This window comes from Rhodococcus koreensis (assembly GCF_900105905.1).
In the GTDB taxonomy this organism is placed as follows: domain Bacteria; phylum Actinomycetota; class Actinomycetes; order Mycobacteriales; family Mycobacteriaceae; genus Rhodococcus_F; species Rhodococcus_F koreensis.
In genome coordinates this window covers 5,974,497-5,996,527 of record NZ_FNSV01000005.1, presented here as the reverse complement: position 1 = coordinate 5,996,527, position 22,031 = coordinate 5,974,497, and the positions used below count along the sequence as shown (strand labels likewise).

At 68.2% G+C, this 22,031-nt stretch carries 16 protein-coding genes and 1 riboswitch; of the genes, 9 read left to right on the top strand and 7 right to left on the bottom strand.

From position 1 onward, the window contains the following. Positions 1-33: 33 nt before the first annotated feature. Positions 34-963, bottom strand: a complete 930-nt coding sequence (lipA, locus tag BLV94_RS31815) for a lipoyl synthase (protein ID WP_072936910.1) — start codon at positions 961-963, stop codon at positions 34-36. Positions 964-1,256: 293 nt separating this feature from the next. Further along, positions 1,257-1,348: riboswitch (glycine riboswitch) on the top strand. Between the two features lie 122 nt (positions 1,349-1,470). Between lipA and gcvP the strand changes: the two genes are divergently transcribed. Genes gcvP through BLV94_RS31790 form a run of 5 tightly spaced genes read left to right on the top strand, consistent with a single transcriptional unit; the run spans position 1,471 to position 8,656 of the window. Further along, positions 1,471-4,452 (top strand): aminomethyl-transferring glycine dehydrogenase, encoded by a 2,982-nt coding sequence (gene gcvP / locus BLV94_RS31810; protein ID WP_072936909.1) that lies wholly within the window; start codon positions 1,471-1,473, stop codon positions 4,450-4,452. Further along, entirely contained in the window at positions 4,449-5,564 is a 1,116-nt protein-coding gene (gcvT, locus tag BLV94_RS31805; protein ID WP_072936908.1) for a glycine cleavage system aminomethyltransferase GcvT, read from the top strand. The genes gcvP and gcvT overlap by 4 nt, the downstream gene beginning before the upstream one ends. Positions 5,565-5,601: 37 nt before the next feature. Continuing rightward, on the top strand, positions 5,602-6,006 hold the full coding sequence (gene gcvH / locus BLV94_RS31800; protein ID WP_072936907.1) for a glycine cleavage system protein GcvH: 405 nt from the start codon (positions 5,602-5,604) through the stop codon (positions 6,004-6,006). After that, on the top strand, positions 6,003-7,271 hold the full coding sequence (gene glyA / locus BLV94_RS31795) for a serine hydroxymethyltransferase (protein ID WP_072936906.1): 1,269 nt from the start codon (positions 6,003-6,005) through the stop codon (positions 7,269-7,271). Before gcvH ends, glyA begins: the two co-directional genes overlap by 4 nt. A 2-nt stretch (positions 7,272-7,273) precedes the next feature. Then, on the top strand, positions 7,274-8,656 hold the full coding sequence (locus tag BLV94_RS31790; RefSeq protein WP_072936905.1) for an L-serine ammonia-lyase: 1,383 nt from the start codon (positions 7,274-7,276) through the stop codon (positions 8,654-8,656). A 40-nt stretch (positions 8,657-8,696) separates the two neighbouring features. On the opposite strand, the gene BLV94_RS31785 is transcribed toward BLV94_RS31790, so the two are convergent. The 3 genes from BLV94_RS31785 to BLV94_RS31775 form a co-directional block, all read right to left on the bottom strand. Beyond that, positions 8,697-10,205 (bottom strand): carboxyl transferase domain-containing protein, encoded by a 1,509-nt coding sequence (locus BLV94_RS31785; RefSeq protein ID WP_072936904.1) that lies wholly within the window; start codon positions 10,203-10,205, stop codon positions 8,697-8,699. After that, positions 10,205-11,401 (bottom strand): CaiB/BaiF CoA transferase family protein, encoded by a 1,197-nt coding sequence (locus BLV94_RS31780; RefSeq protein WP_072936903.1) that lies wholly within the window; start codon positions 11,399-11,401, stop codon positions 10,205-10,207. The genes BLV94_RS31785 and BLV94_RS31780 overlap by 1 nt, the downstream gene beginning before the upstream one ends. Before the next feature lie 153 nt (positions 11,402-11,554). Further along, positions 11,555-12,919, bottom strand: coding sequence for an SLC13 family permease (locus BLV94_RS31775; RefSeq protein WP_072936902.1), 1,365 nt, complete (start codon positions 12,917-12,919; stop codon positions 11,555-11,557). Between the two features lie 193 nt (positions 12,920-13,112). On the opposite strand from BLV94_RS31775, the gene BLV94_RS31770 reads away from it, so the two are divergent. From BLV94_RS31770 to BLV94_RS31760, 3 genes are all read left to right on the top strand, one after another. Beyond that, a complete protein-coding gene (locus BLV94_RS31770) occupies positions 13,113-13,808 on the top strand; it encodes a FadR/GntR family transcriptional regulator (RefSeq protein ID WP_072936901.1) in 696 nt (231 codons plus the stop codon). A gap of 156 nt (positions 13,809-13,964) precedes the next feature. After that, positions 13,965-14,393, top strand: a complete 429-nt coding sequence (locus BLV94_RS31765; protein WP_072936900.1) for a RidA family protein — start codon at positions 13,965-13,967, stop codon at positions 14,391-14,393. Between the two features lie 36 nt (positions 14,394-14,429). After that, positions 14,430-16,400, top strand: a complete 1,971-nt coding sequence (locus BLV94_RS31760; protein ID WP_072936899.1) for an oxidoreductase — start codon at positions 14,430-14,432, stop codon at positions 16,398-16,400. A gap of 11 nt (positions 16,401-16,411) precedes the next feature. Here BLV94_RS31760 and BLV94_RS31755 read toward each other — a convergent pair whose 3' ends face one another. The 3 genes from BLV94_RS31755 to BLV94_RS31745 form a co-directional block, all read right to left on the bottom strand. Further along, a complete protein-coding gene (locus tag BLV94_RS31755) occupies positions 16,412-17,902 on the bottom strand; it encodes a PucR family transcriptional regulator (RefSeq protein WP_072936898.1) in 1,491 nt (496 codons plus the stop codon). A 15-nt stretch (positions 17,903-17,917) separates the two neighbouring features. After that, positions 17,918-19,408 (bottom strand): PucR family transcriptional regulator, encoded by a 1,491-nt coding sequence (locus BLV94_RS31750; RefSeq protein ID WP_072936897.1) that lies wholly within the window; start codon positions 19,406-19,408, stop codon positions 17,918-17,920. Positions 19,409-19,472: 64 nt separating this feature from the next. Next, a complete protein-coding gene (locus tag BLV94_RS31745) occupies positions 19,473-20,438 on the bottom strand; it encodes a quinone oxidoreductase family protein (RefSeq protein ID WP_072936896.1) in 966 nt (321 codons plus the stop codon). Between the two features lie 201 nt (positions 20,439-20,639). Between BLV94_RS31745 and BLV94_RS31740 the strand changes: the two genes are divergently transcribed. Then, a complete protein-coding gene (locus BLV94_RS31740) occupies positions 20,640-22,025 on the top strand; it encodes an LLM class flavin-dependent oxidoreductase (RefSeq protein ID WP_072936895.1) in 1,386 nt (461 codons plus the stop codon). Positions 22,026-22,031 lie beyond the last annotated feature (6 nt).

Here is a 22,031-nt window from a genome sequence, read left to right as displayed (position 1 = left end):
GGGACTCCTTGCTGAAATGGAAGAGAATGGGATTCAGTGAATTGCGGTCGCGGCGACCGCTTCGGCGTGCAGGCGGCCCGCCCGGTAGGACGACCGCACGAGCGGGCCGGACAGAACGCCGAGGAATCCGATCTCGCGGGCGACCCCGTCGAGCATCACGAACTCCTCCGGTTTCGCCCACCGCTCCACCGGATGATGCCGGGCCGAGGGCCGGAGGTACTGCGTGATCGTGATCAACTGGCAGCCGGCGGCGTGCAGGTCCCGGAGTGCCTGGATCACCTCGTCCGTGGTCTCCCCCATCCCGAGGATCAGGTTCGACTTGGTGATCAGACCGTCCTCCCGCGCGCGTGTGATCACGTCGAGGGAACGCTCGTAGGTGAAGGCAGGCCGGATGCGACGGAAGATCCGGGGAACGGTCTCCACATTGTGCGCGAGTACCTCCGGGCGGGTGCCGAACACCTCGCGCAACTGTGCGGCGTCGGCATTGAAATCCGGGATCAGCAGTTCGACGCCGGTCCCCGGACACAGTTCGTGAATCTGCCGGACCGTCTCGGCGTACAGCCAGGCGCCGCCATCGGGCAGATCGTCGCGCGCCACGCCGGTGACGGTGGCGTACCGGAGGCCCATGGTCTGCACCGATTCCGCGACCCGCCGGGGTTCTCCCCGATCGAGGGCCGCGGGACGTCCGGTGTCGATCTGGCAGAAGTCACACCGTCGGGTGCATTGGCTGCCGCCGATGAGGAACGTGGCCTCGCGGTCCTCCCAGCATTCGAAGATGTTGGGACATCCAGCTTCCTGACAGACGGTGTTCAGGTTCTCGCGTTCGACGAGGGCGGCGAGATCACGGTATTCGGGGCCGGTCCGCATCTGCACCTTCATCCACGACGGTTTGCGTTCGACCGGGGTCTGGGCGTTGCGGACTTCGAGGCGGAGCAGGCGGCGGCCCTCGGGGTGTGCAGTCATGTTGGGAGAACTCCTGTGACCGGACGAGACCGGTCGGTATGCGACCCCCGGCAGCACGGCACGAGGGAAAGTGAGGGGGAAGGCGAGCACACGGCGACAACCGTTGCACTCGAGGCTGTCTGGGCTCTCACCGAGCGGCGTGGCGGTCACGTCCGAGCGAGGATGAATCGAGGATGCCAAACGACGAGGCGTTTTGGCAACATCGTCGCCCGCTCGGCGACCGGGACGGAGCCTGGGGAGACAAACCCCCCACGCCTGTGTACTGTTTGGCCAACCACAACTGAATACGCCGTTGACGCGCAGCGGGAGAACCTCCTTTTCGGAGGCGCCGTAGGAGCAACTTCCTCCCCGGGAATCTCTCAGGCCCCAGTACCGCAGCGTAGAGGCAACTCTGGAGAACAGAATCGGCCGCAGGCCGGTACTTACCGAAGGTGAAGAGCACGCCGCTCATGCGGTGCGCCCAAACTCTCAGGTTTCAGGACAGAGCGGGGAGGTGCCCCCTTGTCGATGTCCGGTGCGGTCCGGACTCAACGAAACCGGAGTCACCTCGTGTCAGTCGAATCCCGCCACGCGCATCGCAGCGCGCCTCTCACCAGCGATTTTCCGTCACGCCACATCGGCCCCGACGCTTCCGCCACCCAGCGCATGCTCGGCGCCCTCGGTTACGACACGCTCGATCAGCTCATCGATGCCGCGGTGCCTGATCAGATCCGCAGCTCGGAGGCCATGGACCTGCCGGTGGCGCGGTCCGAGCAGCAGGTGCTGTCCGACCTGCGGACGCTGTCGGAGCGCAACGAGACCCGCGTCCAGATGATCGGCCTCGGTTACCACGACACCATCACCCCCGCAGTTCTGCGCCGCAACATGCTCGAGTCGCCGGCCTGGTACACCGCGTACACGCCGTATCAGCCGGAGATTTCCCAGGGCAGGCTCGAGGCGCTGCTGACGTTCCAGACGGTCATCGAAGACCTGACGGCCCTCCCCCTCGCGGGCGCGTCCCTGCTGGACGAGGCCACCGCGGTGATGGAGGCGGTGCTGCTGATGCGGCGCGCGAACAAGGCGAAGTCGGGGACGTCCCGCGTCGTCGTCGACGCCGACTGTCTGCCGCAAACCCTCGCGGTGGTGTGCGGCCGGGCCAAGTCGGTGGGCATCGACGTCGAGGTGGCCGACCTGACCGGCGGTCTTCCGGACGGTGACCTGTTCGGCGTCGTGTTCCAGGCGCCCGGCGCCAGCGGCCACGTGCGCGATCTGGCCCCGCTCATCGCCGCCGCCCAGGAGCGCGGCGCGCTGACCACGGTCGCGGCCGACCTGCTGTCGCTGACGCTGCTGACGCCGCCCGGCGAGCAGGGTGCCGACATCGCGGTGGGATCCGCCCAGCGTTTCGGTGTGCCGCTGTTCTTCGGCGGGCCGCACGCCGGGTACATGGCCGTGCGCGGCGGACTCGAGCGCATGCTCCCCGGCCGGCTCGTCGGTGTGTCCGTCGACGTCGACGGGAAGACCGCCTACCGGCTGGCACTGCAGACCCGCGAACAGCACATCCGGCGTGACAAGGCGACGAGCAACATCTGCACCGCGCAGGCGCTCCTCGCGAACGTCGCCGCCATGTATGCCGCCTATCACGGCCCGGAAGGGCTGCGTGCCATCGCGACTCGGGTACACGGACATGCCACGTCCGTCGCGGGCGGCCTCCGCACGGCGGGACACTCGGTGGTCCACGACAGCTTCTTCGACACCGTGCTGGTGCACGTTCCGGCCGGGGCGCGCGACGTCGTCGACCGCGCCGACCGCGCCGGCATCAACCTGAGGCTGGTCGATTCGGACCACGTCGCGGTCGCCTGCGACGAGTGCACCACCGACGAGATCGTCGACCGGGTCCTGTCCGCGTTCGGCGCACGAGCCCAGGCGGGAACGGTCTCCGCGCTGCCGCAGTCGCTGCTTCGCACGTCGAACTACCTGCAGCACCCCGTGTTCCACGAGCACCGGTCCGAGACGGCGATGCTGCGCTTCCTGCGCGCACTGTCGGACAAGGACCTCGCACTGGACCGCACCATGATCCCGCTCGGCTCGTGCACGATGAAGCTCAACTCCGCCGTGGAGATGGAGCCGATCAGCTGGCCGGGGTTCGCGTCCATCCACCCGTACGCCCCGGTCGAACAGACCAGCGGCTACCTGCAGCTCATCCGCGGCCTCGAGCGGTGGCTGGGTGAGATCACCGGATACGACCGGGTGTCGTTGCAGCCCAACGCCGGATCGCAGGGCGAGCTGGCCGGACTGCTCGCCATCAACGGCTACCACGACAGCCGCGGCGACCATGGACGCGACATCTGCCTCATCCCGCAGTCCGCGCACGGCACCAACGCCGCATCCGCGGTGCTCGCCGGCATGCGGGTGGTCGTGGTCGCGACGGCGACCAACGGCAACATCGACCTGGGCGACCTGCGCGCGAAGATCGCCGCCCACGAGGGCACGATCGCCGCGATCATGCTCACCTACCCGTCCACCCACGGTGTGTACGAGAACGACGTGCGGACGGTGTGCGATCTCGTGCACGAGGCCGGCGGCCAGGTGTACGTCGACGGCGCCAACCTCAACGCGCTCGTCGGCCTGGCCCAGCCCGGGAAGTTCGGCGGCGACGTGTCGCACCTGAACCTGCACAAGACGTTCTGCATCCCGCACGGCGGCGGCGGACCCGGCGTCGGACCGGTCGCGGTGCGTAAGCATCTGGCGCCGTTCCTGCCCGGCAACCCGCTCGGCGGAGACCAACTCGGCACTCCGGTGTCGGCGGCCAACTACGGCTCCGCCGGCATCCTGCCGATCACGTGGGCGTACATCGCCCTGATGGGCCCGGACGGGCTGACGGAGGCCACCAAGTCCGCGGTGCTGGCCGCCAACTACGTCGCGAAGGCGCTCGACGCGCACTTCCCCGTCCTCTACACCGGACCCTCGGGTCTGGTGGCGCACGAATGCATCCTGGACCTGCGACCCGTCACGAAGGCCACCGGCGTGACCGCCGAGGACGTGGCAAAGCGGTTGATCGACTACGGTTTCCACGCCCCCACCCTCTCGTTCCCCGTCAGCGGCACCCTGATGGTGGAGCCCACCGAATCCGAGGATCTGGCCGAACTCGACCGCTTCATCGAGGCGATGATCTCGATCCGCGGCGAAATCGACCTGGTCGGCGACGGCGTGTGGCCGCTCGAACGCAGCCCACTGCGTCAGGCCCCGCATACCGCGGATCAGGTCACCGCCGACAACTGGGATCTGCCCTACCCGCGGCACCTGGCGGCCTTCCCCGTCGCGTCGCTGCGTGCCGGCAAGTACTGGCCCCCGGTTCGCCGCATCGACGGCGTGCACGGCGACCGCAACCTCGTGTGCTCGTGCCCCGCGCCCGAGGCCTTCGAGAACACCACCGACATCGAACTGCCAATCAAAACCGCAGCAGCAAATTCCGGGGCGCTCGCCGAGGCCCCCGAGGAGGCCTTCGCATGACCGTCACCACGACACCCGTGTCCCCGCTACTGGACGAGCACGGCGCTCTCGGAGCGCATTTCACCGACTTCGCGGGCTGGCAGATGCCGCTGAAGTACGACAGCGAACTCGCCGAACACCACGCCGTCCGTAAGTCCGCCGGACTGTTCGACCTCTCGCACATGGGTGAGATCGCCGTCACCGGAACAGAGTCCGGCGCACTGCTGGACTACGCCCTGGCCGGCGAGCTGTCGAAGATCGGTGTCGGACGGGCCAAATACTCGCTCCTGTGCAACGCGGACGGCGGCGTGATCGACGATCTCGTCGTCTACCGGCTCGCCGACGAGCACTTCCTGGTGGTCGCGAACGCCGCGAACGCCCCGGCCGTGTACCGCGAACTGGCCGCACGCGCCGACGGTTTCTCGGCGAACGTCGACGACCAGTCCGCGGAGACCGCGCTGATCGCGGTGCAGGGACCGGCCGCGCAGAACATCGTGCAGTCCCTCGTTCCCGCCCTGCAGTTGGAGACCGTCGCGGAACTGAAGTACTACGCGGTCACCCGCGCGGTCGTCGCCGGCATCGACGTCCTCCTGGCCCGCACCGGCTACACCGGTGAGGACGGCTTCGAGCTGTACGTGCCGAACGCACAGTCGGTGGCGTTGTGGCGCGCACTGCTGGCCGCCACCACGGAGCGGGACGGCATCCCCGCGGGTCTCGCGTGCCGCGACACCCTGCGGCTCGAGGCCGGAATGGCGCTCTACGGGCACGAACTGACCCTCGACACGAACCCGTACGAGGCCGGTCTCGGCAAGGTGGTCCGGCTGAACAAGGAGTTCGTCGGCCGCGACGCCCTGCAGACGTTGTCGGAGCAGGCCCCGCAGCGGGTGCTCATCGGTCTCGCAGGCACCGGACGCCGCGCCGCCCGCGCCGAATACACCGTTCACGACGCGACCGGCGGAGCGGCCGTCGGCACGATCACGTCCGGCGCCCTGTCCCCGACGCTCGGACATCCGATCGCGCTGGCGTTCGTCGACATCGCGTTCCGTGAGCCCGGCACCGAGCTGACCGTCGACATCCGCGGCAAGAAGGAACCGTTCGTGGTCACCCCGTCGCCGTTCTACCGCCGTTCCTGAACCATCCCACTCCCTTCGGCCCCGAAAAGGTACCGCCATGTCTTCAGCAGCCTTCCCCGACGACCGCAGCTACACCGACGACCACGAATGGGTCCTGATCGCGCCGGGCGCCGATCTCCCCGACGAGCCCGTCCGCGTCGGCATCACGTCCGTCGCCGTCAACTCGCTCGGCGAACTCGTCTTCGTCGACCTGCCCGAGGTCGGGACGACCATCGTCGCCGGCGAATCGTGCGGCGAGGTCGAGTCCACCAAGACCGTCTCCGAGCTGTACCCGCCGGTGAGCGGCCGGGTGACCCTGATCAACACTGCCGCCGTCGACGACCCCGGCCTGGTCACCTCCGACCCGTACGGGGAGGGCTGGCTGTTCGCCGTCCAGCCGTCCGCGGCCGGAGAGCTCCTCACCGCCGCCGAGTACGCCGAGAAGAACGGAGCGAACGCATGAGCGTCCTGAACCGTGACCTCGCGGACTTCGACCCGGACGTCGCCGCTCTGATCGGCAAGGAACTCGATCGTCAGCGCACCGGCCTCGAGATGATCGCGTCGGAGAACCACGCGCCGCTCGCGGTCATGCAGGCGCAGGGTTCGGTGCTGACCAACAAGTACGCGGAGGGCTACCCGGGGCGCCGCTACTACGGCGGCTGCGAGCACGTCGACTCCATCGAGCAGCTCGCCATCGACCGTGTCAAGGCCTTGTTCGCCGCGGAATACGCCAACGTGCAACCGCATTCCGGCGCCACCGCGAACGCGTCGGTGATGCACGCGCTGATCAAACCGGGCGACACCATCCTCGGCCTGTCCCTCGCCGACGGCGGCCACCTCACCCACGGCATGCGCCTCAACTTCTCCGGCAAGCTCTACAACGTGGCCGCCTACGGGGTGTCCGAGCAGGACTACCTCATCGACATGGACGAGGTCGCGAAGGCCGCGCGCGAACACCGGCCGCAACTGATCATCGCAGGCTGGTCGGCCTACCCGCGCCAGTTGGACTTCGCCCGCTTCCGGGAGATCGCGGACGAGGTCGGCGCCTACCTGATGGTCGACATGGCCCACTTCGCCGGCCTGGTGGCAACCGGTTTCCACCCGTCCCCGGTGCCGCACGCGCACGTGGTGACGTCGACGACGCACAAGACGCTCGGCGGGCCCCGCGGCGGGATCATCCTGACGGGCGACGCGGCCATCGCGAAGAAGATCAACTCGGCGGTCTTCCCCGGCCAGCAGGGCGGGCCGCTCGAGCACGTGATCGCAGGTAAGGCAACGGCATTCAAGATGGCCGCCGAACCCGAGTTCGCGGAACGTCAGGAACGCTGCCTCGACGGGGCGAAGGTCCTCGCCGAGCGGCTCAGCCGCCCCGACGTCAAGGAAGCCGGCATCAGCGTCCTCACCGGCGGCACGGACGTGCACCTCGTCCTCGTCGACCTCCGAGATGCCGACATCGACGGGCAGCAGGCCGAGGACCGCCTCGACGCGATCGGAATCACGGTCAACCGCAACGCCGTTCCGTTCGACCCGCGGCCGCCGATGGTGACGTCCGGTCTGCGCATCGGCACACCGGCACTCGCGGCGCGCGGTTTCGGCCGGGCCGACTTCGTGGCGGTCGCCGATCTGATCGCGCAGGCCCTCGTCGCCGCCGAAGGTGCCGACACGTCGGCACTCGCGGCCCAGGTCCGAGCGCTCGCCGACAAATACCCCCTCTACCCGGAGCTGTAGGGATGACCATCAGCGTCTTCGACCTCTTTTCCGTCGGCATCGGCCCCTCCAGTTCACACACGGTCGGGCCGATGCGGGCGGCGGGGACGTTCGTCGACGACCTCGGCGCACTCGACGTTCTCGGGGACGTCGCCGGTGTCCGTGTCGACCTGTACGGCTCACTCGCAGCGACCGGCGCCGGCCACGGCACCATGTCGGCGATCCTCCTCGGCCTCGAAGGGTATCGGCCGGAAACCATCGCCACCGAGGAGCTGGAGACGCGGCTCGACGAGGTGCGGGCGAGCCGGCGGATCCGCCTCGGCGGGACGGTCGACATCCCGCTCGCCGAGGACGAGATGGTGCTGTATCCGTTGACGGTGCTGGATTTTCACCCCAACGGGATGACCCTCACCGCCACCGGGGTGGACGGTCGCGAACTACATGCGCGGACGTACTTCTCGATCGGCGGCGGCTTCGTCGTCACCGGCGCCGAACCGGCGATGTCCGTCGGCGCCGGCGCGAACGCGCTGTCGTTCGGGTCGGCTCGCGAATTGCTCGAACTCAGCGAGCACTACGGACTCGGGATCAGCGAGGTAATGCTCGAGCACGAACGGGCCCTCCGGCCCGAGTCGGAGGTCCGGGCGCGACTGCTGCACATCCGGGACGTGATGGTCGAGTGTCAGCAACGCGGAATCAGCCGGGACGGGTACCTACCCGGCAATCTGCAGGTGCGCCGACGCGCCCGCGGCTGGTACGAGCGGCTCAATGCGGAAGACCCGTACCGTGATCCCGCGTTCGCCGAGGACTGGGTGAATCTGGTGGCCCTCGCCGTCAACGAGGAGAACGCGTCCGGTGGGCGGATCGTGACCGCCCCCACCAACGGCGCGGCCGGCATCATCCCGGCGGTGCTGCATTTCGCACTGCACTACACCCCGGCGGGCAAGGCGGATCCGGACGGCACGTCGGTGCGATTTCTGTTGGCGGCAGGCGCAATCGGATCCCTGTACAAGGAGCGGGCCTCGATCTCCGGGGCGGAGGTGGGCTGCCAGGGCGAGGTCGGCTCCGCGGCGTCGATGGCCGCCGCCGGTCTCGCCGAGATCCTCGGCGGCACCCCCGCGCAGGTGGAGAACTCGGCGGAGATCGCGATGGAACACAGTCTCGGTCTGACGTGCGATCCCATCGGAGGTCTGGTGCAGATTCCGTGCATCGAGCGCAACGCCATCTCGGCGGGCAAGGCGATCAACGCCGCCCGTATGGCACTGCGCGGCGACGGCACCCACCGCGTCAGCCTCGACCAGGTGATCGAGACGATGCGGGCCACCGGCGCCGACATGAGCTCGAAGTACAAGGAGACGTCTACCGGTGGTCTGGCCGTCAACGTGTCGGTGAACCTCGTCGAATGCTGACACGGTGCCAGGGATCCGATCGGGATCCCCGGCACCGCGGTCATGCAGGTGCGGGCTGCAACAGACCGATCCGGTCGAATCGCGCCGCACGTTCGGAGAGTCGCTCGGTGGTGTCCGCCGCATCGAGGAGCGCCAGCTCGCGGTGGAGCACCGCACCCACCCGGGTGCAGAAGGCCGTGGATTCCTCGGCTGCATCGGGGAATTCGGGGATCACCTCGTCGACGATGCCGCTCGCGAGGAGATCGGACGACCGGATGCCCTGCCGGGCGGCCATGTCCGGCGCGTGCGCGATGTCGTGGTGCAGGATCGCGCTTGCACCCTCGGGCGGCAGCGGCGAGAGCCAGCCGTGCTGGGCCGCGAGCACCCGATCGGCCGGAATCAACGCGAGCGCGCCGCCGCCGGTGCCCTGCCCGAGCAGCAGGGAGATCGTGGGAACGTCGAGTGAGACCATGTCGGCGATGCAGCGCGCGATCTCGCCGGCGAGCCCGCCCTCCTCGGCCTCCTTCGACAATGCCGCTCCCGCGGTGTCGATGACCGTCACCAGCGGCAGGTTCAGTTCCGCCGCCAGCCGCATTCCCCTGCGCGCTTCCCGCAGGGCGGCCGGGCCGAGCGGCGACCGTGTGGTCTGCCCGCGACGGTCCTGCCCGAGCAGGACGCAGGGCATGTCACCGAACCGGACGAGCGCGAGGATCAGACCCGGATCGATCTCTCCCTGACCGGTTCCGTTGAGCGGGAGAACATCCGAGGCCGAATGGAACATCACGTCGCGCACCCCGGGCCGGTCCTCGCGTCGCGACGCGAGCACCGACTCCCACGCGGGAACGTCCGGCAGACTCTCGTGCACGGCGGGGTCGGCGGGAGCCGGTCGGCCACCGCGGCTGGAGGTGATGATGCGCAGCGCGCGGTCGACGATCTCGGCGAGCTGGTCCGGCGGCCGCACCGCGTCGATGAGTCCGTGCGCGTGCAGGTTCTCGGCGGTCTGGACACCCGTCGGGAACGGCGCGTCGTACAGCGCCTCGTACACGCGCGGCCCCAGGAATCCGACGAGCGCTCCCGGTTCCGCGATGGTGACGTGGCCCAGCGATCCCCAGGACGCGAACACCCCGCCGGTCGTGGGGCTCCGGAGGTAGACGAGATACGGCAGGTGCGCCTCCTTGTGCTTGATCACCGCCGCCGTGATCTTCACCATCTGCAGGAAGGCGGTCGTCCCCTCCTGCATGCGGGTCCCACCCGATGTGGGCAGGGCGAGCAGCGGAAGCCGCTCGTGGGTGGCGCGGCGGATCGCGGCGACCAGACGCTCCCCCGCCGCCACGCCGATGGAGCCGCCGAGAAAACCGAACTCACAGACGAGGATTGCGGTTCGGCGGCCGCGGATGGTGGCGACTCCGGTGAGCACCGCCTCGTCGAGGCCGGTCTTCTCCTGCGCGCGGAGAAGCTCGTCCGCGTACTCGGAGTCCGCCGCGACCTGGATCGGTGGGGTGTCCCACGACTCCCAGGTGCCGGCGTCGACCACCAGATCGAGCAGTTCGGGAGCGGTCAAGCGCGCCATCAGCTGCATTCCTTCAGCCACGACATCACGGTGTCGTTGTCCGCGCCGAGGACCGGCGGTGCGGTGTGCCGGGTTTCGGTGACCTCGGTGCCGTCCGGTTCGAAGAACCGCAGGGGCGGGCCGGGCAGCGTGATGTTGCCGAGTGTGCGGTGGTCGACGTCGACGAGCAGCCCCTGCGACTTGGTCTGCTCCCATTCGTAGACCTCGGAGATGGTCCGGACGCGTCCCGCGGGCACCCCGATCCGGTCGAGTTCGATCAGGAGTTCGTCGCTCGTGTACGCGCCGAACGCGTCCTCGACCAGTTCGAGGACCTGCTTGTGGTTCTCGACGCGTTCGGGATTGGTGGCCATGCCGGGGGCGTCGGGGTCGAGGTGGAAGCCCGCGCAGAACCGCTTCCACAGCCCTTCGCTGCCGACCGAGATCTGCACGGCGCCGTCGGCGGTGCGGAACAGCCCGTACGGGGAGATCGAGGGATGATGGTTGCCCTGCGCCTCGCCGACCTCGCCGGCGACGGTCCACTTCGTTCCCTGGAAGGCGTGCACGCCGACGACGCTGGCCAGCAACGACGTTCGGACGACGCGGCCCCGTCCGGTGCGTTCACGTTCCTGCAGGGCGGCGACGACGCCGAACGCCCCGTACATGCCGGCGAGCAGGTCCGCGATGGGCACGCCGACGCGCTGGACCTCGTCGGGATTGGGTCCGGTCAGCGACATCAGTCCGGCCTCGCCCTGCGCGATCTGGTCGTAGCCTGCGCGTCCGCCTTCGGGTCCGTCGTGACCGAAACCGCTGATGGACAGGACGACCAGGCGCGGGTTCAGTTCGGCGAGACGCTCGGTGGTGAACCCGAGCCGGTCGAGGACCCCGGTGCGGAAGTTCTCCATGAGGACGTCGGCGCGCCGGATGAGGGACTCGAGGGTGTCGCGTCCGTCTTCGGCCTTGAGGTCCAGGGTGATCGACTTCTTGTTCCGGTTCGTGGACAGGAAGTACGTCGATTCGCGCGGCGCGTCGGCGGGTTCGACGAACGGCGGCCCCCACCCGCGGGTGTCGTCGCCGCCGTGGGGGGTTTCGACCTTGATGACGTCTGCGCCGAGATCGCCGAGCATCATCGCCGCGTGGGGACCCGCCAGTGCGCGCGTCAGATCGACGACGACCACTCCTTGCAGCGGACCCGTGCGCTCCATCGTTTTCGTGGACATGTGAAACCACCGTTACTTCCTGGCGAGAGCCGCGATAGCTGGACTGTTGGTTCGGTGACCTAGTGGACTAGCCAATTAAATGAAACATCTGATTCGACCGATGTCAAGAGCCGAGTTTTCGAGGTGGCGGGCCGGACGCCTACCCGCCGGCGGTCAGAGCCAGCCGGGCACCACGAGAATCGCCCAGGCCGCGAGCGGCCCGATGGCAACGACGAGGGCGCTGTACTTCAGGATCTGCTTGTAGAACCGGTCTCGATCGACGTTCTGCGCGTTCGCGAGGACCAGCGCTCCGTTGGTCGAGAACGGGCTGACGTCGACGATGGTCGAGGAGATGGCGAGCGCGACGATGACACCCACCGCACCCACCTCACCGGCGAGAAGGAACGGCACCGCCAGCGGAATCGTCGCGCCCAGGATCGCCGTGGACGAGGCGAAGGCGGAGACGATGGCCCCGATGTAGCAGAGGAGCAGGGCGACGAGGAGCGGCATGCCCAGACTCGCGACCGCGTTGCCGACGTACTCGACGGTGCCCGCCTCCTGCAGGACGCCCACGAAGGTGAGGACGCCGCCGATCAGCAGCACCGTCGACCAGCTGATCTGCGCGATCGCACCCTTCTGCGCCTTCGGCGAGGCGAGCGCCAGGACGACGGCCACCGTCATCGAGATGAATCCCACGTCGAGATCGAGGATCAGCGAGAACACGGCGAGCGCGGCGAGACCCACCAGAGTGAGGGCCTGATCGAACGTGACGCCGGGGCGCGCAGGTGAGCCCGCGAGGGTCTGCGCCGGACGCACCTTGGTGGCGGTGGCCCCGCCCGACCCCGCGTCGCCGCCGGTCGTCGGCGCTCCACCGCCCGAGCCGCCGGCACCGGTTCCCGCCGTCTCCTCGACACCGTCGTCGTGCACGCTGCGCCCGATCAGGTCCCGCCCGCCGAGGAACACGAACAGCAGTACCCCGATCGCGGCGTTGAACAGGAGACTTCCGAGGAAGAGGGTCAGCGGACTGTTGGTCAGTCCTGCCTTGGACGCGATGTCGTTGACCGTGACGCCGTAGATGCTGATCGGCGAGAATCCGCCGGCCTGGGCCCCGTGCACGACCATCATGCCCATCAGGAGGGCGTTGATCTTGTACCGCGCGGCGAAGCCGAGAGCGATCGGCGCGACGATCGCCACGGCGGCGGGGCCGAGCGCACCGATCGCGGTGAGGACCGCCGTGATCCCGAACATCACCCAGGGGATCAGGGCGACACGACCGCGGACCAGCCGGACCGCCCCGCGGACCATCAGGTCGACGGTGCCGTTGTTCTGGGCGATCGCGAAGAGGTAGGTGATGCCGACCAGCGTGAGGAACAGGCTGCTGGGGAATCCGGCGATGATGTCGTCGCTGCTCATGTGCAGCGACAGGGTGCCGACGAAGAAGGCGGCAACGAAGCCGAGGGCGCCCATGTTCACGGGCAGCACGGTCGCCGCCAGGAACATGACGGCAAGCGCGAGGATGGGGATCAACTCGGTCGACATGAAAGTCTCCGGTTCTGTGGCAGTGGCAACTGGTACCGGCCGACGCTCCGAGAATTGACTCAGTGGCAAATTGGCCTAGCCACTTCATCGAAGCAGTGTTGTGGATCACTGTCAACAGCAACTGTGCGTGCGGTTACCCGCCTCCGGGAGATACCGTGGAGTAGTTTCAGTGGAATGGAGAGTGGGTGGCCCAGTGGCTGAGCAACTGCGTCCGGTAGCGCGACCGCGGCTGTACGAGGTGATCGTCGAGCAACTCTGCGCCCACATCGCCGAACACGAGATGACGCCGGGCGACCGCCTCCCCGCCGAGCGCGAACTCGCAGCTCAACTGGGGGTGTCCCGCGCGTCCCTGAGTCAGGCCCTCGTCGCCCTCGAGGTGCAGGGCGTGGTGTCGGTGCGGCACGGCGACGGCGCCGTCCTCGTCCGACAGCCCATCGAGGAACGCGCGGTCAAGGCCCTGCGGGAACACGCCGATCGCCTGCCCGAGGTGATCGAGGCCCGCGAGGCACTCGAGGTCAAACTTGCCGGGCTCGCCGCCGAGCGCCGGACCGACGCGGAGATGGCGGCGATCGATTCCGCCCTCGCGACGATGGAGTCCGAGATCGCCGCGGGCGATCGCGGCGTCGTCGGCGACGAGCAGTTCCACGAGGCCATCACCGTCGCGGCGCACTCGTCACTGCTGGCCAAGCTGATGCACGAGATCTCCGGGCTGATCCGGGAGACCCGGATCGAATCCCTCTCCCAGGCCGAACGCCCGCGGGCCTCGCTCGAAGGGCACCGTCGCATTGCGACGGCGATTCGCGACCGGGACTCCGCGGGCGCCTCCCGTGCGATGGCCGATCACATTCGGATGGTGTCCGACGTCGCGCTGCTGCGCGAGGGCGGGTAGGGCCCGCACAGGACGCGGAAACACGTACGCCTGACTAAAGCGGTGATACGGGTTTGTCCAACAGTACGGTTACGCCCTGGTGAGCCGTGCCATAGCGTTCCCTCTCGTCAGCCACCGCGGTCCCGTACTCCCGGGACGTCTACCGAGAGGATCACCATGACGACCACCGAGAACATCGTCGAAACCCGCCCCGCCCCCTTCACCTGGGCGCAGTCCGCCCAGTACAGCCAGGGCGCCAAGGCCGGGGACCTGGTGTTCACGTCCGGTCAGGCCGGCTACGACGACGCGGGCAACCTCGTCGACGGCGGCTTCGAGGCGCAGGCCCGCCAGGTGTTCCGCAACATCGAGAAGATCCTGACCCAGCACGGCGCGTCGATGTCGTCGGTGGTCAAGCTGACCGCCTACCTGGGCGACCGCGACGACTTCGACACGTTCAAGAAGGTTCGCGCCGAGTTCTTCTCCGCCCCGTATCCCGCCGTGACCGCGGTGCAGAACTCGTTCCTCGTCGAGGGCATGCTCTTCGAAGCGGACGCCGTCGCCGTGGCCGGTGCCCAGCGAGTCCTCGCCGACACCGACGCCAGCTAGCCACCCTTCCACCACCAGTACAGAACTGGGATTTCCATGTCTGAGACCCTCTTTCCGACGCTGTTCTCCCCCCTGCAGGTCGGCGACGTCACCCTCAAGAACCGGATCTTCTCCTCCGGGCACGACACCGTGATGGTGCACGACGGCGCGGTCACCGACCAGCTCGTCGAATACCATCGCGCCCGGGCGGCCGGCGGCGCCGGACTGATCGTCATGCAGGTCGCCGGGATCCACGAGACCGCGCGGTACACGTACCACGTCCTCATGGCCACCGACGACAGCTGCATCGAGGGCTACCGGCGCGTCGCCGACGCCGTCCACGAGCACGGGTGCGCGCTGTTCGGTCAGGTGTTCCACCCGGGCCGGGAGATCATGGAATCCCAGGACGGTGCACTTCCGGTCGCGTACGCCCCGTCGGCCGTGCCGAACGAACGATTCCGGGTCATGCCGCGGCCGATGTCCCAGGCGATGATCGCCGAGGTCGTCGCCGGATACGCGGCCGGGGCGCGCCGGCTCCGGCAGGCCGGACTCGACGGTGTCGAGATCGTGGCCAGCCACGGCTACCTGCCCGCCCAGTTCCTCAACCCCGAACTGAACCTGCGCACCGACCAGTACGGTGGCGACCTCGACAATCGGATGCGGTTTCTGCGCGAGATCATCGCCGCAGTCCGCGAGGCGGTCGGATCGGGATTCGCGGTCGGCGTCCGCGTGTCCGGCATCGAGCACTCCTCGGTGGAGGACGAACCCACCGACATCGTCGAGGTCTGCCGACGGCTCGACGCGGACGGGCTGCTGGACTTCCTGAACGTCACCGAGGGCACGTCCGCGAGTCGGTCCGGGTCCATGCACATCGTTCCGCCGATGAGCGAGGAGGCCGCCTACACCGCGCCCGCCGCGGCGAAGATCAAGGCGGCGGTGTCGATTCCGGTGCTCGTCGCCGGACGGATCAACCAACCGCAGGAAGCCGAGATCGTCGTCGCCAAGGGTCAGGCCGACGCCTGCGCGATGACCCGAGCCCTGATCTGCGACCCGGACATGCCGGCCAAGGCCCTCGCCGAGCGGCCGGACGACATCCGGGCCTGCATCGGCTGCAACCAGGCGTGCATCGGCCACTTCCAATCCGGCTACCCGATCTCCTGCATCCAGCGACCGGAGACCGGACGCGAACGCGAGTTCGGCACGCTGGTGCTCACCCCGAAACCGACGGACGTCATGGTCGTCGGCGGCGGACCCGCCGGGATGAAGGCCGCCGTGGTCGCCGCCCAGCGCGGGCACCGGGTCACCCTCTACGAGGCGAGCGGCCGGGTCGGCGGGCAGGTACTGCTCGCCGAGAGGCTGCCCGGCCGGTCCGAGTTCGGCGGCGCCGCAACCAATCTGCAGTCTGAACTCGACCGCTACGGGGTGATCGTGAAGACCCGCGTCGAGGTCGATGCGGCGATGATCACCGCGGAACGACCCGACCACGTCATCATCGCGACCGGCGCCACCCCGTACCGGCCGCACCTCGAACTGGACGGCGACATGCCGGTGCTCGAGGCGTGGGACGTGATCGGCGCGAACGGCGGCAACACCCCCAAGGGTGAGATCGTCGTGGCCGACTGGCGCGGAGACTGGACCGGGCTCGGGGTCGCGGAAATGCTTGCCCGCGAAGGGCGCAAGGTGACCCTGTGCGTCAACGGCTACGCGGCCGGCGAGAACCTGCAGCAGTTCACCCGGGTGTCGATGCTGCGCGCGGCCACCGAAGCGAAGGTGCGCATCGTCCCCCACGCCCGCCTGTTCGGGGCGGACGACGACACCGTGTATCTGGTCAACACCCTGACCGGCGAACCGATCATCCTCGACGGCATCGACGGCCTCGTCCTCGCCCTCGGCCACCAGCAGAACGACACCCTGCTCGCCGACGTCGAATCCACCGGCATCCCGTTCACCGGAGTCGGTGACTGCCTCGCCCCGCGCACCGTCGAAGAGGCCGTCCTCGACGGGTTGCGCGCGGCCGCCGCCGTCTGACAGACCCTGAATCAGTCGGTCAGCGCCCTCGCGTGGGCGCGGGCGCGGAGCGCCAGCCACAGCATCGCGATGTCCGAGGACGCCTTGAGATTGCGACCTGTCACGGACTCGATCTTCCGGAGACGAAAGGCAAGAGACTGCCGGTGAATTCCGAGCTGCTCGGCAGTCACCGTCCAGCTTCGGTTGTGTGTGAGGAAGGTTTCGAGCGTCTCGACGAGGTGTGACTCGTGTCCCCGGTCGTACAGCAGGAGATCTCCGAGGATCGCGTCGGTGGCGTGCCGGGCGTCGGTCAGGGTGCGCGGCACGAACAGTGGTGCGTCGGTGGAGTATCGGGTGACGGGTACGCCGGTCGATCGGGCGGTGTCCAGCGCCCAACCCGCCTGACGAGCGCTGTCGGAGATCTGCCCGATCGTGGTCGCCGAGGGTGACACTCCCATCGCCCGGGTTCTGCCGCTCAGCACGTCGATGGTCTCCGGGCTCCGGCCGGTCGGAATCAGCATGTACGCGTGTTCGTCGAGTGTGCCGGTCACGTGGGGAACGCCCCGGTCGCCGGTTATCGTCCGCGCTGCCGGCAGGAAGTCGGTTCCGAAGCTCAGCACCGTCCATTCGGGTTCGGCGAGGTCGAACTGTTCGAGCAGTGGTGTCACCGCCTCGGCGGCGTCGGTTCCGGCGAGAATTCTCCGCAGCAGGCCCTCACCGGCCTCGTCGGCGTGCTCCCGCTCCCTGGTGACCTTTTCGACTTCGACGCCGATCAGGGTTCGCACATGCAGCAGGGCGAAGGCATCGACGTCCGTGGCCGGGCTTCCCTCCATCACCAGCATGCATTTCCGGTGAGTGGGAAGGGCATGGGCGGTCATCACATAGTCGGCACCGTCCATCAGCGTGAGGTGGGCGGGAAGACGATCGAGGGTTCCGGCGACCCGCGCGGCCAACGCGCGGATGGTCTTGTCGGACAGTGCATTGTCGGTGGGGAGAACTTCGGTGCCGTACTCGACGTCGACGACGTGCAACGTGTAGCGAAGCTCGCGGGACAGCCGGACAAGGAGACTCGTCTCCGCCAGTGACGTCGAGCGTGCGTGTTCGTAGAGTCGGCTCAGCCGTGCGACCCTGCTGACCTGAACACTCTGACTGGCCAGGGCCACCGTCCGTCCGATGGCCGCGAACGGGGTGGTGTGGCTGCACCGAAGGATGGGGAAACCCAGTCGGTCGGCAACAGCGAGCATCGCGGCCGTGAGCGGTGGCGCTGTCGCGTCGTCACCGATGATGACGCCCGCCAATCCCTTTTCGTGGAGGCGCTCGACGAACGTGCACTGTGCCGGCTCGTCCGGCGGCACGCACAACCCGGCGGTCATCAGCAGCTCGTCCGCTCCCAGCCAGTCCCAGGGGTCGAGTTCCGAGGTGTGTGCCCACACGATCCGGCGATCGAGTCCCGCCACACCGGCGACGGCAGCGCACCCGAGCTGATCCATGGCGATGAGGTCGCCGACGGTGAGTCTCGACATCGTCTTCCTCTCGTCTCAGTCCCGGACGCTACTGATCCGGCGGGTGATCAGCGCCATCCAGAAGTCGGCGATGTCTGCGGAGCTCTTCATGCTTCGGCCGGTGAGGCCCTCGATCTTGCGTAGTCGGTATCCGAGCGTCTGGCGGTGAATGACAAGCTTTTCCGCGGTTGCCGACCAGTTCCGATCCATGGACAGGAATACGTCGAGCGTCTCGACGAGATCACTGTGATTGGCCGCGTCGTAGTCGATGACCTTCCCCAGCACGGCCCGCGTCGCGAAATGTGCCTCGGTCAAGGTTCGGGGAAGGAACAGGGGGGCCGCGGTCGAATACTCGGCAAGACCGCCGCCCGCCGCCCGCGCGGCCTGGAGAGCCCACCGGGCTTGACGAACGCTGTCCGGGACCCGTCGAGTCGTCGCGTTACGGGCTGACATTCCCATCGCATCGATGTGGCGGTCGAGGAGATCCGCCGTCAGGTCGGCGTCGGCGCTCGGGACCATCAGGTACCCCTCGTCCCCTACCGAGCACGACAGGTACGGGACTCCGCGGTCCCCGATGAGCGTGCGGGCCGTCTGGAGGTGAGATGCGTCGAATCCGATGACGCACCAGTGGGTATCGGCCAACTCCAGTTGTCCGAGGCGAGGTGTGGCAGCTTCCGCGCTGATCGATCCGGTGATCATCTGCTCGAGCAGCTCCGCCCGCACCACATCGGTGCGTTCACGTTCCCGGGTCACCCGCTCCACTTCCACGCCGACGAGGCTCTGCGCATGCAACAACACGAACGCGTCGACCTCGATGTCGGCGTGCTCGGCCGCGACGAGCATGCACCTGCGGTGGGTGGCGAGGGGGAACGCTGTCGCCACCGTCCCGGCGCCGGCGTCGATCGATACCCTCGACGGAAGACCGTCGAGCCGGCCGCCGACGCTGCGGCGGAGTTCGTCGACGAGATCGTCGCCGAGCGGACGGGCGTCGCGCAGCACCTCGCTGCCGAGTTCGACGTCCACGACGTGGAGTCGGTGTCCGAGTTCCGCCGACACCCGATCGAGCAGCGACGTCTCGTCCTCCGGTGCCGCCTGCGTGGCGTCGTAGAGCCGGCTCAAGCGGGCGATTCGACTGACCTGGACGCTCTGGGCCGCGATGGCGACGGTACGGCCGATCGCGACGAAAGGTGTTGCATGACCGACCGAGACGACGGGGAAGCACTGCTCGTCCGCCTCGGCCAGCATGTCCTGCGTCAGCGGGGGCGCGAGCAGGTCGTCGCCGATCGCGAGACCGGCCAAACCCGCCTCGCTGAGACGTCGCACGAACTCTCGCTGTGCGTCCGCCGCTGCCGGCAGGCTCATACCGGTGGTCATCAACAGGTCGTCCTTACCCAGCCAGTTCCACGGGTCGGGCAGTTCGCACACCTGCGCCCACACCACGATCCGGCCGGTACCGGCAGCGCCGGCCACCACGCTGCACGCGAGTTGCCGCATGGCCACCAAGTCGCCGACTGTCAGGTTCGACACGAATCACTCCGTCGATGCGGGTATGAACATCGCCAGCAGAATTGTACGTCCGTATGGCTCGGGGTCAGGGGACGAGGACGACGGCACCGGTGGTCTTTCTGGCCTCGAGGTCTCGGTGCGCGTCGGCGGCGTGTTCGAGCGGGTAGTGCGCGCCGACGCGAACGTGCAACGAGCCGTCCGCAACGGCCGCGAAGACCTCGCCTGCCCGCCAGGTGAGTTCCTCACGGGTGCGGATGTAGTGCGCGAGTGTGGGACGGGTGAGGACCAGGGACCCTGCGGGATTGAGCCGTTGCGGGTCGAACGGCGGTACCAGGCCGCTCGAGGCGCCGAAGAGGGCAAGGGTGCCACGGACCCGGACGGACGCGAGGCTCGCCTCGAACGTGGCCGCGCCGACCCCGTCGTAGGCGACGGCGACGCCCTCCCCGTCGGTGAGTTCGCGGACGCGGGTGGCGATGTCGTCGTCGTAACGGAGCACCTCGGCGGCGCCGGCCTCGCGCGACAGCTTCTCCTTCACATCCGACGAGACAGTGGTGATCACCCGCGCGCCCAGCTTCGTGGCCAGTTGGGTCAGCAGCAATCCGACGCCGCCGGCCCCGGCGTGGACGAGCACGGTGTCGCCGGACTGCACCGGGTAGGTCGAGTACGCCAAGTAGTGGGCCGTCATGCCTTGCGCCAGTGCAGAAGCCGCCTGCGGGGCGGGTACGCCGTCCGGTACCGCGATTGCGACTGCGGCGGGCACCACCACCCGTTCGGCGTAGTTGCCGGTTGCCCCGCACCACGCGACTCGGTCACCGGGCGCGAAGCCGCGCACCCCGGCACCGACCGACTCGACGACACCCGAGCCCTCGTCGCCGGGAACGTACGGCAGCGGATGCGGGTACATCCCGGTCCGGAAATAGGTGTCGATGAAGTTCACGCCGATCGCCTCGGTCCGGACGAGCAGATCGTCCGGACCGGGCCGAGGATCGGGGACCTCGGTGAGTTCGAGAACGTCGGGACCACCGAGACGAGAGACCTGAATGGCACGCATGGACTATGTTCTACACGCCCATCCACTATTTGAACATGCCGACCATAAAGTGAATGCGTCGTGAAGTGACGGGGATGCGAGCATCGACAAGTTCCGGGGGGCACTTCTTGCGAAATGCACTATTGACGCCCACTTATTCCACCTCTTACAGTGTTGTTCAACACATGAACTACGTGTTCAAAAAGTGAACGGAGATAGACAATGGCGTCTCAGCGCATGCGGATCTTTGCCTTCGACTACCAGGGCCCGGCGCACCTGTCGGCCGGCCTGTGGCGGCACCCGAAGGATCAGGGCGCGAACTACAAGAACCTCGCCTACTGGACCGAGTACGCCAAACTGCTCGAACAGGCCCGGTTCGACGGCATCTTCTTCGCCGACAACGTCGGCTACCACGACATCTACGAGGGCAACGCCGACGCGGCCCTCGCCGATGCCGCGCAGATCCCCGCGCAGGATCCGTTCATGGCCGTCTCCGCGATGGCTGCGGTGACGAAGAACCTCGGATTCGGGTTGACCGGGTCGACCTCCTACGAGCACCCGTACGCGCTGGCCCGCAAGTTCAGCACCCTCGACCACCTCACCGACGGCCGGGTCGGCTGGAACCTGGTGACCTCCTACTCCGACAGCGCAGCCCGCAATCTCGGTACCGGACAGCAGGTTCCGCACGACGAGCGGTACGACATGGCCGCCGAGTACCTCGAGGTCTGCTACAAGCTGTGGGAGGGATCCTGGGACGACGACGCGGTCGTCCGGGACGCCGAGCGGGGCGTGTACATCAATCCGAGCCGCGTGCACAACATCGAGCACAAGGGTAAGTACTTCTCCGTTCCCGGCTTCGCGTTGTGCGAGCCGTCCCCGCAGCGCACCCCGGTGATCTTCCAGGCCGGCGGTTCGTCCAAGGGCCGCGCCCTCGCCGCCGCCAGCGCCGAGGCGGTGTTCGTCAACGCCGTGTCCATCCCGGCGCTGAAGAAGCAGGTCGACAGCCTCCGCAGCCTCGCCGCCGAGGCCGGCCGCGACCCGGCCAACGTGCACGTCCTGCAGATGCTCAACGTCGTCTGCGCACCGACCGACGAAGAAGCCCACGCGAAGTACGAGAGCTACCGCAAGCTCGTGAGCTACACCGGGGCGATGGCCCGCTACAGCGGCTGGACCGGATTGGACATGTCGCAGTTCGACCCCGACGTGCCCCTCAAGCACGTCAAGACCAACGCCGGACAGACCATGGTCGACCTGTTCTCGAAGATGGACCCCGACAAGGAGTGGACCCCGCGCGACATCGCCGAATTCGTCGGTATCGGCGGCACCGGCCCCACCATCGTCGGCTCCCCCACCACCGTGGCCGACGAACTGACCCGGTGGATGAACGAGACCGGTATCGCCGGCTACAACCTCGCCAACGCCATCAAGTACCAGGACATCGCCGACTTCATCGAACTCGTCGTCCCCGAACTGCAGCGCCGCGGCACCATGTGGAGCGAATACGAAGGCTCCACCCTGCGCGAAAAGCTCTACGGCCCCGGCGCCGTCCGGCTCCGCGACGATCACCCCGGTCTCCGCTTCGGCAACCGCACCGTCGACGCCGTCTGACCCACC

Coding starts and splice junctions, on each gene's coding strand:
- BLV94_RS31745 (WP_072936896.1), bottom strand. CDS start 20,438: ATGCGTGCCATTCAGGTCTCTCGTCTCGGTGGTCCCGACGTTCTCGAA.
- BLV94_RS31775 (WP_072936902.1), bottom strand. CDS start 12,919: ATGTCGACCGAGTTGATCCCCATCCTCGCGCTTGCCGTCATGTTCCTG.
- BLV94_RS31755 (WP_072936898.1), bottom strand. CDS start 17,902: ATGTCGAGACTCACCGTCGGCGACCTCATCGCCATGGATCAGCTCGGG.
- BLV94_RS31740 (WP_072936895.1), top strand. CDS start 20,640: ATGGCGTCTCAGCGCATGCGGATCTTTGCCTTCGACTACCAGGGCCCG.
- gcvP (WP_072936909.1), top strand. CDS start 1,471: ATGTCCGGTGCGGTCCGGACTCAACGAAACCGGAGTCACCTCGTGTCA.
- gcvT (WP_072936908.1), top strand. CDS start 4,449: ATGACCGTCACCACGACACCCGTGTCCCCGCTACTGGACGAGCACGGC.
- gcvH (WP_072936907.1), top strand. CDS start 5,602: ATGTCTTCAGCAGCCTTCCCCGACGACCGCAGCTACACCGACGACCAC.
- BLV94_RS31785 (WP_072936904.1), bottom strand. CDS start 10,205: ATGGCGCGCTTGACCGCTCCCGAACTGCTCGATCTGGTGGTCGACGCC.
- BLV94_RS31780 (WP_072936903.1), bottom strand. CDS start 11,401: ATGTCCACGAAAACGATGGAGCGCACGGGTCCGCTGCAAGGAGTGGTC.
- BLV94_RS31765 (WP_072936900.1), top strand. CDS start 13,965: ATGACGACCACCGAGAACATCGTCGAAACCCGCCCCGCCCCCTTCACC.
- BLV94_RS31790 (WP_072936905.1), top strand. CDS start 7,274: ATGACCATCAGCGTCTTCGACCTCTTTTCCGTCGGCATCGGCCCCTCC.
- glyA (WP_072936906.1), top strand. CDS start 6,003: ATGAGCGTCCTGAACCGTGACCTCGCGGACTTCGACCCGGACGTCGCC.
- lipA (WP_072936910.1), bottom strand. CDS start 963: ATGACTGCACACCCCGAGGGCCGCCGCCTGCTCCGCCTCGAAGTCCGC.
- BLV94_RS31760 (WP_072936899.1), top strand. CDS start 14,430: ATGTCTGAGACCCTCTTTCCGACGCTGTTCTCCCCCCTGCAGGTCGGC.